Annotated in this window: 11 protein-coding genes and 2 tRNA genes; 6 read left to right on the forward strand and 7 right to left on the reverse strand. The window is 59.9% G+C overall.

Annotated features, from left to right (window positions below; all coding sequences use genetic code 11):
* Positions 1-6: 6 nt before the first annotated feature.
* From FHN83_RS21460 to FHN83_RS21470, 3 genes are all read right to left on the reverse strand, one after another.
* Positions 7-771 carry an SDR family NAD(P)-dependent oxidoreductase gene (locus FHN83_RS21460; protein WP_139564869.1) on the reverse strand — a complete coding sequence of 255 codons (765 nt, stop codon included), beginning with the start codon at positions 769-771 and terminating at the stop codon, positions 7-9.
* A gap of 3 nt (positions 772-774) precedes the next feature.
* Positions 775-2,097: a histidinol dehydrogenase gene (gene hisD / locus FHN83_RS21465; RefSeq protein WP_139564870.1), complete on the reverse strand. Its 1,323-nt coding sequence runs from the start codon at positions 2,095-2,097 to the stop codon at positions 775-777.
* 74 nt (positions 2,098-2,171) lie between these two features.
* Positions 2,172-3,410, reverse strand: a complete 1,239-nt coding sequence (locus FHN83_RS21470) for an MFS transporter (RefSeq protein WP_039029125.1) — start codon at positions 3,408-3,410, stop codon at positions 2,172-2,174.
* 329 nt (positions 3,411-3,739) lie between these two features.
* Here FHN83_RS21470 and FHN83_RS21475 point away from each other — a divergent pair, with 329 nt between their 5' ends.
* From FHN83_RS21475 to FHN83_RS21495, 5 genes are all read left to right on the forward strand, one after another.
* Positions 3,740-4,810, forward strand: a complete 1,071-nt coding sequence (locus tag FHN83_RS21475; RefSeq protein WP_139564871.1) for a LacI family DNA-binding transcriptional regulator — start codon at positions 3,740-3,742, stop codon at positions 4,808-4,810.
* Complete coding sequence (locus tag FHN83_RS21480; protein ID WP_138368822.1) at positions 4,807-5,778, forward strand: nuclear transport factor 2 family protein; 972 nt, start codon at positions 4,807-4,809, stop codon at positions 5,776-5,778. Before FHN83_RS21475 ends, FHN83_RS21480 begins: the two co-directional genes overlap by 4 nt.
* A gap of 131 nt (positions 5,779-5,909) precedes the next feature.
* Positions 5,910-7,049 (forward strand): ester cyclase, encoded by a 1,140-nt coding sequence (locus tag FHN83_RS21485; RefSeq protein WP_139564872.1) that lies wholly within the window; start codon positions 5,910-5,912, stop codon positions 7,047-7,049.
* Positions 7,049-8,359, forward strand: a complete 1,311-nt coding sequence (gene hisD, locus FHN83_RS21490; protein ID WP_176556512.1) for a histidinol dehydrogenase — start codon at positions 7,049-7,051, stop codon at positions 8,357-8,359. Before FHN83_RS21485 ends, hisD (FHN83_RS21490) begins: the two co-directional genes overlap by 1 nt.
* Positions 8,360-8,411: 52 nt before the next feature.
* Positions 8,412-9,725 carry an amidase family protein gene (locus FHN83_RS21495; RefSeq protein WP_139564873.1) on the forward strand — a complete coding sequence of 438 codons (1,314 nt, stop codon included), beginning with the start codon at positions 8,412-8,414 and terminating at the stop codon, positions 9,723-9,725.
* Here the strand turns inward: FHN83_RS21495 and FHN83_RS21500 are convergent.
* The 4 genes from FHN83_RS21500 to mdtK all read right to left on the reverse strand — a co-directional run bounded on the left by FHN83_RS21500 (position 9,712) and on the right by mdtK (position 13,153).
* On the reverse strand, positions 9,712-11,322 hold the full coding sequence (locus FHN83_RS21500; protein ID WP_139564874.1) for an FAD-NAD(P)-binding protein: 1,611 nt from the start codon (positions 11,320-11,322) through the stop codon (positions 9,712-9,714). The genes FHN83_RS21495 and FHN83_RS21500 overlap by 14 nt on opposite strands.
* A gap of 148 nt (positions 11,323-11,470) precedes the next feature.
* Positions 11,471-11,547: transfer RNA gene (locus tag FHN83_RS21505), tRNA-Val, on the reverse strand.
* Positions 11,548-11,551: 4 nt separating this feature from the next.
* Positions 11,552-11,628, reverse strand: a tRNA-Val gene (locus FHN83_RS21510).
* Between the two features lie 151 nt (positions 11,629-11,779).
* Entirely contained in the window at positions 11,780-13,153 is a 1,374-nt protein-coding gene (gene mdtK, locus FHN83_RS21515; RefSeq protein WP_039029132.1) for an MdtK family multidrug efflux MATE transporter, read from the reverse strand.
* A 222-nt stretch (positions 13,154-13,375) separates the two neighbouring features.
* Here mdtK and FHN83_RS21520 point away from each other — a divergent pair, with 222 nt between their 5' ends.
* Positions 13,376-14,020 (forward strand): riboflavin synthase, encoded by a 645-nt coding sequence (locus FHN83_RS21520; RefSeq protein WP_039029133.1) that lies wholly within the window; start codon positions 13,376-13,378, stop codon positions 14,018-14,020.

The raw sequence follows: 14,020 nt of genomic DNA on the forward strand, positions 1-14,020 counted from the left end.
GTCTCCTCAGGTTGCGGTCCAGCCGCCGTCGACCATCAGCGCGCTGCCGGTGATCATCCCTGCGGCACCGGAGGCGAGAAACACCACCGGACCCATCACGTCCTCCACCGTGCCGGTGCGTCCGAGCTTGATGTTCTCCAGTACGTAGCGGCGAAAGTCGGGGTCAGCCAGCGACGAGGCGGTTAGCGCCGTCTCAATAAAGGTCGGGCAGAGGGTGTTGACCCGGATCCCGTCCTCGCCCAGCTCCAGCGCCATGGCTTTGGTTAACCCTTCCAGCGCAAATTTCGACGCGCAGTAGACGCTGCGCTTCGGGCCACCGACGTGGCCCATCTGCGAGGAGATGTGGATGATGGAACCCGCAATGCGCGCCTCGCGCATCCGGGCCGCTACCCGCTGGCTGACAAAAAAGGTGGCCCGCAGGTTGATCGCCATGACCGCATCGAAGTTCGCCTCGCTGACCGCCAGAAACGGCTCGTGGCGTGCCAGTCCGGCGCTGTTCACCAGAATATCGAATGCGGGCAGGGCATCGGTTACGGCCTCAACCTGGGCGACATCGGTGATATCCAGCACCACTGGATGCAGGCGCAGATCGCGCTCGGCGGCGAGGGTTGTGGCCGCCTCCAGCGTCTGGCGATCCCGGGCGGCGATCCATACCTGCGCCCCGGCATGGGCCAGCGCGACGGCGCAGGCGAACCCCAGCCCTCTGGAGCCGCCCGTCACCAGGGCACGCTTGCCGTGCAGGCTAAAGGAGGGCATCTGAGGAAAGGTCATGGCTTATACCTTCTCTCTGACCGGCGCAGGGGTGGCGTAAGGCACCTCCACCTGACCGTAGCGGCGCACGCGGATATTGGCCTGCTCGGCGTGACCGGCGAAGCCTTCCAGCAGGGACAGGCGCGAGCAGTAGCTGCCGATCTCGGCGGTGGCCTCGTCGCTGAGCACCTTCTGCCAGGTACAGGTTTTCATGAATTTGCCCACCCACAGACCGCCGGTGTAGCGCGCCGCTTTTTGCGTCGGCAGGGTGTGGTTGGTGCCGATCACCTTGTCGCCGTAGGCCACGTTGGTGCGCGGGCCGAGGAACAGCGCGCCGAAGTTGGTCATGTTGGCGAGGAACCAGTCGTCGCGGTTAGTCATCACCTGCACATGCTCGGAGGCGATGCGGTCGGCTTCGGCGAGCATTTCGTCGTAGCTGTCGCAAACGATGATCTCCCCGTAGTCGTGCCAGGCCTGACGGGCGATGTCGGCGGTGGGCAGTTTTTCCAGCAGGCGCTCGATCTCCCGCAGCGTCTCTTTGGCAAGCGCCATCGAGTTGGTCAGCAGAATGGCGGGGGTGGTGACGCCGTGCTCGGCCTGCCCCAGCAGGTCGGTGGCGCACATTTCAGCATCCACGGTGTCGTCGGCAATCACCAGCGTCTCGGTCGGACCGGCAAAGAGATCGATCCCCACCCGGCCAAACAGCTGACGTTTGGCCTCCGCCACAAAGGCGTTGCCGGGGCCGACCAGCATATCCACCGGAGCCAGCGAATCGGTGCCGAGCGCCATCGCGCCGATGGCCTGGATGCCGCCTAAGGCGTAGATCTCAGTGGCCCCGGCCATTTTTTGCGCCGCCACAATAGCAGGGGCAGGCTCGCCGCCGAACGGCGGGGCACAGCTGACGATGCGCGAGCAGCCCGCCACGTTGGCGGTGATAATCGACATATGCGCCGAGGCCAGCAGGGGATATTTCCCGCCAGGGACATAACAACCCACCGCATTAATAGGAATGTTTTTATGCCCGAGAATCACGCCCGGACGGGTTTCAATTTCCAGATCGAGCAGACAGCCTTTTTGCGCCCGGGCGAAATTAAATACCTGTTCCTGAGCGAATTCGATATCGTGAATATCCTGGCGGCTCAGTTTATTGATACAGGCATTAATTTCCGCGTCGCTCAGACGATAATCCTGTCGATCGTAGCGGTCGAACTTAACCGATAATTCGCGAATGGCTTTATTTCCGCGTTTTTCAATATCCGCCAGAATAAGCTCCACCGTTTCCCTTATTTGTCGCTGTGCATCCTGACGTTCCTGAACCGGTTTACTGGTTTTAAGCATATAAGCCACAATATCGTCCTCGCATAGTTAAGATGATGACTGTCCTCCCGGCAGGCCGGGATAAATGTATGGGTGTTTAAAAATTACTGGTCGCGCGCGGGCGCGAGTGGACCGTTAATAGATAATTCCGCAGACGCAGGCATTTTACGGTTATTCACCCAGCGCACGGAGAGCGGGGTGACAATCGCCGCCACAACCGACAGGCCAGCAATAAACAGATAGCCGGACGAGAGGTTAATGTGCTGCATCATCACCCCCATGATCACCGGCCCGGCAAACATCCCGCAGGAGTAGATGGTCTGGAACAGACCCATGCGCGTGGATTGCTCATCGGAGGTGGTGTTGACCACGCTCAGGGACATAAAGGCCGCAAACGCCATCCCGAAGGAGAAGCCGGCCAGCGCCTGCAGCAGATAGATGACATACAGATTGCTGGTGAAGGGGATGCCAAAGGTCGACACCACCTGCAGCACAATGCCCAGCACCGCCGTCTTCAACAGCCCCAGGCGCGGGTAAAAGAGGCTGCTGCACAGGGCGATGGCCAGGGCGTAGAAGATGAGATGGATGTTGCTCAGCAACGTTAAGATCCCGGCACGCCCGCCTAACTGCTCGGCGTAGATCGGCGTCAGCGTATCGCGGGTGGCAAAAGGCACCAGGATGACGAGGGTCGCCAGAATACCAATCAGCCACACCGAGCGGTCGGCCAACTGCTGGCGGGCCCCGGCGATACAGGCTTTCAGGGTCGGGGCTTTCACCGGGTCATGCACATCCCGGATGCGGGTGGTGAGGAACAGCGCCACCAGCGCCGAGACGCAGGAGACGAAAAATGCGATGTTGTTCTCAAAATAGTGAATCAACAGACCGCCGATGCAGTTGCCGAGAAATACCCCAAGCGGGCCCGCCAGCGCCAGGAAGGCCACCGCGGCTGGGGCGTCTTTGCGGTCAAAGTAGCGCATAAACAGGATGTTGTAGAGCACCCAGGTGGCGGCGGTGACGCCGTCAGCCGCTTTGGCCAGGTACAGGGTGATGGCATTCGGCTCCAGCCAGGCCAGCGGCCAGGCGATAATCGGCAGCACCAGCGCGGCCTGGATAAAGATTTTTCGACTCTTCACCACGTCGGAAATAATCCCCAGCGGGAAGCGGATCAGCAGGGTGGCGAGGCCGCTGGCCCCCATGATGATCCCCATCACCTGCGGCTCCATCCCCTGATTGATCATCATCGGGGCCAGAAACGCATCAATGCTGTGAATACAGATAAAAAACAACACGCTGATGATAAAAAACAGCCGGGCTTCAGGTCGGCGTAACAGTGCTCGAAACATGGTTGTGAACCTCTTAAGAATTAATGGGTTATAACCAGCCAAGTACAACGTTTACCGGCTCAATCCTTTTGGATACTGCCCAATCTGCCCGGTACAATTGACGGTGTGAAAACTGCGCTGCATACGTATTCAAAAATTGAAGTTACGAAAAGGTTTCAATTTTGTAAAGGTCGTTTGTCACCATTGTGAAAAAAATAATTTAGGCTGTTGCATACGCATGCAAACATGGTGTAAGTATAAAAAGTACCCGCTTCCTGCGGCGCGGTGACAGGGGAATGACCTGCCACAGACGCCGGTTCGGGAAGCGTCAGGGATAAGGAACACGGGTAATGAAACGTAAGACTTTTACAGCGGTGACCTCGCAACAGGTGGCACAGCTGGCGGGAGTATCACAGTCGGCGGTGTCCCGCACCTTCACGCCGGGCGCCAGCATCTCACCGGCAACGCGTGAGAAGGTGCTGAAGGCTGCGCGGGAGCTGGGCTACCGACCCAACGCCATCGCCCGCTCGCTCAACACGGCCCGATCCCGCATCATCGGGGTGGTGATCTCCTATTTTGATAACCAGTTTTACCCGCAGGTGCTTGAGGCGCTGGCGCAAAAGCTGGATACCCTTAACTATCACCTGCTGCTGTTCGTGGGCGATCGTGACGGCAATGTGGATCGCATTTTCGACCAGATCATGCAGTACCGGGTGGACGGCATCGTGCTTGCCTCGGTCACGCTGTCGCTGGATCTCTCCCAGGAGTGCCTGGCCGCCGGGATCCCGGTGGTGCTGTTTAACCGCAGCGAAGAGAGCGGAATGGCCTCGAGCGTCAACAGCAATAACGAAGCGGCCTCCCGCCAGATTGCCGAGTTTTTACTGGCGGCAGGGCATAAGCGTTTTGCCTACGTGGGCGGCGTGGCGGACTCGTCGGTGAATATTGCCCGCCAGCGCGGGTATCAGCAGGCCCTGCAGGAGCAGGGGATCGACGATATTCGGGTGGTGAACGGCAACTACGATGCCCAGGAAACTGCCCGCGCGGCCTACGCGCTCTTCTCCACGTCGCCCGCGCCGGACGCCATTTTTGTCGCCAATGACCATATGGCGGTGATCGTTATGGACGTGGCGCGCTACGAGTTTGGCCTGCGCATCCCGGAGGATGTCTCGGTGGTGGGATACGACGATATCGGCCCGTCCGGCTGGGCCTCCTACGCCCTAACCTCCGCGTCGCAGCCGGTTGAAGAGATGGTCAGCGCTACGGTGGAGTTACTGATGAAGCAGATCGACAGCGGCACTATCGAACCTGAACAAATTACCGTGCCGGGCAAGCTGGTGGTACGCCACTCTGCGCGCCGACCGCATACGGGTGCCCTCGACGCAGAGGGTTATGACATGTTCCAGACGCAGGAGGACAAATGAGCAGATTGCCGGGCTTCAGCCCCCAGTTCGATTCCATTCAACAGTTTATTCTCACCCTGACTCATGTGGTCTGGGAGCAAAAAGATATCGGCCAGCTCGCCGACTTTTACGCCTCGCCGGTGGTCTTTATCACCCCGGAAAAGCAACTGACCGACCTGCAGCAGTTTATGCGCCTGACCCTCGAGGCGATGCACAGCTTTCCCCAGCGCACCGTGCTGACGGAAGACATTCTGGCGACCGAGAATCCAGGCAATGAGTACTACGCCGCCCAGCGCACCATCGCCTGCATCCGCCACATGGGCGAAGGCTTTTTCGGTGCCCCCAGCGGCAAAACCCTCTGGGTGCGCACCTGGGCCGACCGCATCTGCGCCGACGGCGCGGTGCGCCAGGAGTGGCTCCTGCAGGACCGGGCGGCGATTGTCGCCCAGCTCGGCTTAAACGTGCAGGCGTTCGCGCGCAATCTGGCGGTGATGCAGGAGCAGCTCGGCATTACCCCTGCCACCGCAGAAACGCTCGACGCCCGCTGGGCGGGTGGCCCGGACGGGGATGACGTTGAGGGGCCGATTGCCGGGGTGGTGGAGCGCTATCTGACCATGTGGGCCGGGGGCAACAGCGGCACCGTGCCGGGGCTGTACCATCCTGCCGCCACCCTCTATGCTCCGGGCCACTGCAGCGGCACGGGAGAGCAGGAGATCGCCGCGCTGCTGTCGGGCTACCGGGCGTCATTCGCCGACAGCGAAGTGCAGCTGCACCACCTGATCGTGCGTCGGGATCCTGGCGAGCCGGTGCGCATCTCCCTGCGCTGGTCGCTCCTGACCTGGCACGACGGCTACGGTAAATTTGGCGTGCCGACCCGTAAACCGGTGTCGATTACCGGTATCAGCCAGCTTGAACTGCGCGATGGGTTAATTATTCGCGAATATCTTGGTATTGATGAATTAGCTATCTGGTCGCAAATCGTGAATTAAGCGGAGGTTCGCCTCCGTTATATTTTTTCTCTGAAACGTTTTTAAATCCGCCGCAATAAATATTGCGGCTCCATTCTCCATCCATTCCGGGTGCGGGATCGTATTGTCTGAAAACAGAAGCAGGGGTTCATATGTCTTCCACTGAAGCAACGAATAAAGCACCAGCCGTACCTGAAAAAAACAATAAGCCCACCCGTGATGAACCGGTATTACAGGTTGAACGTCGCGACTTTATTGATTTAGTGCCGGAGAAACGTCCCCGCGCGCAATCATTACGCGGGTTCGATGAGTGTTATACCGATATTGTCGATTATATCGTTCGCTGCACCCATAAAATATGGGATGAACGCGACGTGGGATTAATTTACACCCACTATACCCACAACTGCGTTTTATATAACGCGCTCGGCACGCTCTATACCCGCGAGCAGGTGGTGCAGGATACGCTCCAGCGTCTGGTGGCCTTCCCGGAACGTCGCGGCATGGCAACGCAGGTGATCTGGAACGGTAACGACGTGGACGGTTTCTATACCTCGCACCTGGTGACCGGCAGCGGGCGTCACACCCAGTTCAGCCACCTTGGCAAACCGACCAACCGCACCTTTGTCACCCGCACCGTGGCTGACTGCATGATCCACGAGAACAAGATCTACCGTGAGTGGGTGGTGAGCGACAACATGTCCCTGATGAAGCAGCTGGGGCTGAACACCGACGAAATCGCTTACAACATGGCGAAAGAGCAGTTCGACAAGGGTTTTCGCGTCACCGACATCGGCGAAAACGGCCGCATGCTGGGCCAGTATCCGCCGGAGATGGTCTGCGATGTCTCCATTGCCCATACCGACACCGAAGAGCAGTGCCTGCGCTGGATGCACGAAATCTACAACCGCCGCATGCTCGGCAAAATCAAGGAAGTGTACGCGCCAAACGTCCAGTGGCACGGTCCGCTGATGAAAGAGCTGTACGGCACGGCGTCGGTGACCCACCAGACGCTGGCCCTGATCGGCATGATCCCCGATGGCGCCTGGCTGCCGCAGCATATCTGCTCCAATCCGTGCGAGGAAGGCGGCACCAAGGTGGCGATTCGCTGGATCATCGAGGGCCATCATCTGGGCTACGGCGAGCTGGGTAAACCGACCGGGGAACGCCTGTTCGTGATGGGGATGTCTCACTACCACATTATCAACGGCAAAATTGTCGACGAGTGGGTGATTTACGATCATCTGGCGCTGCTGGCACAAATCAAACTGGGTCAAATGGAGGAAGCATAATGTCTGTACAGTCAATCGTGGACCAGGTGAGCTGGATCAAACGTCCCCAGGGGCAGAACGCGCAGGCCGACAAATCGTTAACCGATAAGGTCAGCGCCATTATCGAGCGCGTGAAGGGCGAGGGCGATGCCGCCCTGAGAGACTTCTCGCAGCAGTTTGATAAGGTGGTCCCGGCGCAGTTCGAAGTCACCCCTGAGGAGATCGAAACCGCGCTGCGCGAGATGGACCCGCAGACCCGCCGCGACAGCGAGTTTGCCATCGCTCAGGTGCGTCGCTTTGCCGAAGCCCAGCTCGCCACCATGCAGCCGCTGGAGGTGGAAACCCTGCCTGGCGTGCATCTGGGGCACCGGATCATTCCGGTCCAGACGGTGGGCTGCTACGTCCCGGGCGGGCGCTACCCGATCCTCTCCGCGCCGGTGATGTCCATCGTGCCCGCCACGGTGGCCGGATGCGAACAGATTATCGCCTGCCTGCCGCCCGCGGCGCACCCGTCGATGATTGCGGTCTGTCACCTGGCCGGGGCCCATCGCATCTTTAAAATCGGCGGCGCTCAGGCGGTGGCGGCGATGGCCTGGGGCACTGAGAGCGTCCCGGCGGTGGATAAAATTGTCGGGCCGGGCAACGCCTTTGTGAACGAGGCCAAGCGCCAGGTGTTCGGCAAGGTGGGGATTGACGCCCTGGCGGGACCGAGCGAAATCTTCACCATCGCCGACGACAGCGCCGATGCGCGCATTATTGCCGCCGACCTGCTGGCGCAGGCCGAACATGACGTTCATACCCGCGTCGGGCTGGCGACCACCAGCCGGGCGATTGCCGAGGGAACCCTGGCCGAGATCGAACGCCAGCTGACCACGCTGCCGACCGCCGCGACGGCGGGTGAAGCCTGGCGTCGCCAGGGGGAGATCGTGGTGTGCGACAGCGAAGAGCAGCTGATCGCCTTCGCTGATTACATGGCCACCGAGCATCTGCAGGTCCATACCCGGGATCCGCACGGCACCGCGGCGAAAATTCGCAATTACGGCTCGCTGTTTATCGGCCAGAACGCCAGCGTGGTGTTCTCGGATAAATGCTGCGGCACCAACCACACCCTGCCCACCATGGCGGCGGCGCGCTACACCGGCGGGCTGTGGGTGGGAGCCTACGTTAAAATCTGTACCCATCAGTGGATCGACGAGCAGGGCATCGCCGCCATTGCGGAACCGGCGATCCGCCAGAGCCGTACCGAGGGGATGCAGGGCCACCGCCGTGCGGCGGAGATCCGTCTGCGCCCGGAAGCGCTGGACGCCATCACCTCCGGGCTGCGCGACTAACGGCGACGGGAGGCCGGGCGCAGGCCTGGCCTCCGGCATGATAAGGGATGGTATGAAAAAACAACGGCTGATTCCCCCCAGGGACTGCGTTGAGGAAATAGCCCGGCGGCTGGCGATTATCGCTGCCCAGCCGCAGCTGAACGCCATACTTGGGGTAAACCCGGACGCGCTGGCCGAGGCGGAACAGTGCCAGGCGCTGCGCCGTCGCGGCCAGCTGCTGGGGCCCCTGCACGGCGTGCCGCTGATCGTCAAAGATAATATTGCCTGCGCCGGACAACCGCTCACGGCAGGGTGCGAGGCGCTGGCCGCGCTTCGACCTACCACCGACGCGCTGGTGGTGCAAAGATTACGCGCCGCCGGGGCGATTATTCTGGCCCGGGCCAATATGTCCGAGTTTGCTTTTGACGTCCGCTCCCGCAGCTCACTCGGCGGGGACGTGCATCACCCATTGTTTCCGGGCATCACCGCGGGCGGCTCCAGCGGGGGCAGCGCGGCGGCGGTGGCTGCCGGTATGGCGGAAGGCGCCCTCGGCACTGATACCGGCGGCTCGATCCGCATCCCGTGCAGCTACACCGGGCTGGTGGGGCTAAGACCCCGCCTGCGCCGGGCCATGATGGAGGGGATTGCGCCGCTCTCCCTGAGTAAAGATACGGTGGGACCGATGGTCCACAGCGTGCAGGATGCGGCTCTGCTGCACGGGATACTCCACGGCCACAGGCCGCGCGCCGTTGAGCCGGTGTCGCTGAAAGGGGTGCGCTTTGGAACAATCCGCGCCCTGGAGGGCGTTGATGCTCAGCAGCATGAGGTGTGGCACGCCGCCCTTGCGCGGCTGACGCGTCACGGCGCGACGCTTGTTGAAACAGACCTGCCGATCCTGGGGGAAATTGAGGTGGCAACCTGCCTGAGCCTGTATGAATTTCGGGTGGGGTTGGACGCCTGGCTAAAACAGCATCCGGGCGCGCCCGGCGATCTGCGGGGGATTGTCGCTTCAGGACGATTTTTGCCAGAGTTTTTACCGTTGCTGACGCAGATGCTCGCCAGCGACAGGCTGAAAACTCCGGCATGGCTCGCCGGACGGCAGCTGCGTCGTCGGCTGCGTCAGGCTCTGGCACAACGAGCGGAGCAGGAACGTTTAGACGGTTTTCTTTACCCGACGGTGAGCCGGATCCCGGAGAGCCTGGAGAAAATGCCCCCCGGCTGCGCGCCGGAGCTTGCAGCAATCAGCGGATTCGCCGCCATCACGCTGCCCTGCGGCAGAACGCGGAGCGGCTTTCCGGTGGGGCTGGAAATTCTTTCGCCAGCGGCGGATGAAGCCCCGCTGCTGGCGCTGGCCGCCGCCTGCGAAACCGCGTTTACTCGTCCGTAAACTCCAGCCGTCTGCGCACCCGCGAGGCGGGCTGGACGGCGGCTTTCGCTATCGCCTCGCCGATCTCGGCACAGACCACCAGACCCTGGACAAAGGGGCGATCGTGCATCAGATACGGCAGCGCGCCGAAGGCGATGCGCCCGCGCAGATACTCCGGTGCCAGCAGGGTGTAATCGTCCCCCACGTCGGGGATCTCCTCTCCGGCGGATTCCAGCTGGTGGCGCAGCACCGGGAACGGCAGGTCTTTGGTCTTGAGCGGTTTCTGCCCGCGCGCATCGATAAAGACATCGAAATACGCGACCTCGCCCCGGGCCTCGATCACCGTCCGGTCCTCTTTTACCGCCATCTCATAGTCGTCACCCAGCGTCAGAATGCTGATGATGCCCGCCTCGCGCAGGGCCAGCAGTCGGCGGATGGACTGAGACGGGATCGCCGCATAGTTGTCGATAAAAACGCGCGCCAGCCCGACCTTAAAGCGCTCCCGGTCCTTTTTCGTCAGATGGGGAACAATCTTCTCAACGGCCTCGTGCAGCCGCAGGATCGTATAGCGCCACGGCACCGTGCGTTTGTCGCGCTTGTTGCGTTCCACTTCATTAAGGTTAGAGACCGCCCAACGGAACGGGCCATGTTTCTCGCGGTCGGCAAACCAAGCGTCGCGAATGGTGTCGGCCGTCAGGGTCTCTAACGCTACCGCGTCACTCCACTGGGGATCGGCATGCTTGAGCTCGGCAACGACAAGTTCAAAGATGCGGTCGAGCAAGCCCTCTGAACCCTGCTCGATGGCCGCGTCAATCGCCTGTTCCGTGGCGATAGTTAACGGCTCATAGGGGATCGGACAATAAAAATCGGCTTCGGGAAGGATGCCCGAGCGGGACATCAGCACAATCTTCAGCGTCTCGCTGTCCTCATCCAGTTGGAAATGAATCTGTTCATCATCGGTCTCGATAAACTTGCCATGCTGAATGGCCACGGCCATCGCCGCATCCAGCCCGCTTAACGATGTGCCAAGAATGCCGACGTTACAGGCCGGGATTTTGGCCTCCATCAGCCCGGACCAGGGGCTCGGGAAGAAGGAGCGCGAGGCGGCATCTTCGTCAGGCCAGACGTGTCCGGTGGCGATAACGGCCAGATCGAACGGCTCAGGCTCGATTTCACCCTCGGCCCATACATTGACCCCGTCAGGCGTAGCCTCCACGTCGGTGACCTGACAGGACTCGAGGACGTTAACCTCAAAGCCCTGTTTTCTTGCCTGCCCGATAAGCGCCAGGAACTGATCGCGGAAATACTGGCCCAGCAGAATACGCGGCAGGAACTGCCGGTCGTGCAGGGCGGATTTTTGCACGCCGTAGCGCGCCAGATGGGCGTCGCTCTGGGTGCGCAGCCACTCGAGATAGGTCGAAAACAGGGGCGGGATCTCGATGCTGGCGATATTGGCCAGCATCATGCGCGAGTTATCTTCATCGCTGTAGGGCATCCCGACGCCTGCCTCTTCGGCCTGCTCATAGACGTTGACGCAGAGCGGTGTGTTCAGTTTCAGAAGCGAGAAGAGGGTATAAATACCGGTGGGGCCAGCCCCGACAATGGCGATCTTTTTCATTGTGTCCACCTGCTGTTTTTTACCGAATCCATGGGAATAATGCCATGCAGGATAAGTGTGGTAGAAAACGGGTGATGAGCAACTCAGAAACGAGGCTGAAAGCGATAAATCAGATAAGAAGAGGAGTTGCACCATTTCAGGACTGAAATGGTGCGTCCGAGTGGACTCGAACCACCGACCCCCACCATGTCAAGGTGGTGCTCTAACCAACTGAGCTACGGACGCAGAATGGTGCGTTCAATTGGACTCGAACCAACGACCCCCACCATGTCAAGGTGGTGCTCTAACCAACTGAGCTATGAACGCAATGTTGTGTGTGACAACGGGGACGGATATTAGCGGCAGTGGCCGCACGAGGCAAGAGGCAAACTGCAAATTTCTTTCAGATTTCACGCGATTGCTGTATTCCCGCGCAAAATGAAGAGAAAGTAGCCGCCCGCAGGCGGCTGGTGGGTATTTAACGCGCGGCGCGTTGCAATATCACGCTGGAGGGCTGGCGCTGCAAATACCGCATGCGCAGCATCATCATGATCGCGGCAGAGGTTAAGCCGATAATAAAGCCCATCCAGAAACCGGCCGGGCCCATGCGATCCACCACCAGATCGGTGAGCGCCAGGATATAACCGCTCGGCAGGCCCAGCACCCAGTAGGCGATAAAGGTAATAAAGAAGATCGAACGCGTATCTTTATAGCCACGCAGCACGCCGCTGCCGATCACCTGGATGGAGTCGGAGATCTGATACACCGCCGCCAGCATCATCAGCTGGGAGGCGAGGAGCACCACCTCCGGGTTGTCGTTATAGAGCAGGGCGATCTGCTCCCGCAGCGTGACGGTAAACAGCGCGGTGCAGACCGCCATGCAGATCCCTACGCCAATCCCGGTGCGGGCCGCGATCTGCGCTTCCAGCGTGGAGCCCTGACCGAGGCGATAGCCCACGCGAATGGTTACCGCGGCGGCGAGCGACAGCGGCAGAACGAACATCAGCGAGCTGAAGTTCAGGGCGATCTGGTGCCCGGCCACGTTCACGATCCCCAGCGGTGAGACCAGCAGCGCGACCACGGCGAACAGCGTCACTTCGAAGAACAGCGCCAGGGCAATAGGCAGGCCGAGCTGCACCAGGCGTTTCACCACCTCCATGTCCGGCTTGTTGAAACCCGGCTCGCTGCGGATATCGCGCATCGAGCGGGCGCGCTTCACGTAAGAGAGCATGCCGAAGAACATCACCCAGTAGACCGCCGCGGTAGCGACGCCGCAGCCGACACCGCCGAGTTCCGGCATGCCGAAATGACCATAAATAAAGATGTAGTTCACCGGAATATTGACCAGCAGGCCGATAAAGCCCATCACCATGCCCGGTTTGGTTTTCGCCAGGCCTTCACACTGATTACGCATCACCTGGAAGAATAAATATCCCGGCGTACCCCAGAGCAGGGCGCGTAAATAGCCGACGGCGGTATCCGCCAGGGCCGGATCGATATTGTGCATGGCGTGAATAATATAGCCGGCGTTCCACAGCACGATCATGATTAACACCGAAACAAAGCCTGCCAGCCAGAAGCCCTGGCGGATCTGATGGGCGATACGTTCGCGACGCCCGGAGCCGTTCAACTGGGCGATAACCGGCGTCAGCGCCAGCAGCAGGCCGTGGCCGAAGAGAATAGCCGGGAGCCAGATAGAGGTGCCGATAGCCACCGCCGCCATGTCGGTGGCGCTGTAGCCACCCGCCATTACGGTATCAACGAATCCCATTGCGGTCTGGGCGATTTGCGCGAGTATCACCGGGATTGCCAGAGCTAATAACTGACGCGCTTCACTCATGTACTTCTGCACGTGAACACCTTTGATATTGTTGTTATTTGAAAGAATAAAAGTCGCTGTGAGAAAACAGCAAAAAGAAGATGCGGGGAAGTCCAGCTATTGTAGCGGGGATAAGCTATTTATCTAGTGAAAAAATCGCCAGAAAAGGTGGGTACTGGCAACCTCTTTTTTCAACTGTTATTGTGGTGGGATTAAACGGTGTTATCACCGAAAGAACAAACAGGAGTCGTAAGCATGTTTACTGGTATTGTGCAGGGCACCGCGAAGCTGGTGTCCATTGATGAAAAACCCAACTTCCGCACCCACGTCGTCGCCCTGCCGGATGAGATGCTCGATGGGCTGGAGACCGGGGCATCGGTTGCGCACAACGGCTGTTGCCTGACGGTAACCGAAATTAACGGTAACTTGATCAGCTTCGATTTGATGAAAGAGACGCTGCGTATCACCAATCTTGGTGACCTGGCTGAAGGCGATATTGTTAACGTTGAGCGCGCCGCGAAATTCAGCGACGAAATTGGCGGACATTTAATGTCGGGCCATATTATGACTACCGCAGAAATTGCCAAAATCCTGACTTCGGAAAATAACCGCCAGATCTGGTTTAAGGTTCAGGATCCGTCATTAATGAAATACATCCTTTATAAAGGCTTTATTGGCGTGGACGGCATCAGCCTGACCGTCGGTGAAGTGACGCCGACCCGCTTCTGCGTGCACCTGATCCCGGAGACGCTGCAGCGCACGACGCTCGGCAGCAAAAAACTGGGTCACAGGGTGAATATCGAAATCGATCCGCAAACCCAGGCGGTGGTGGATACCGTCGAGCGCGTGCTGGCGGCAAAAGAGGCCGCCGCCATCCAGCAGACGCTCAACGACGCGTGA

It is taken from the genome of Leclercia adecarboxylata (assembly GCF_006171285.1).
Taxonomy (GTDB): Bacteria; Pseudomonadota; Gammaproteobacteria; order Enterobacterales; family Enterobacteriaceae; genus Enterobacter; species Enterobacter barmai.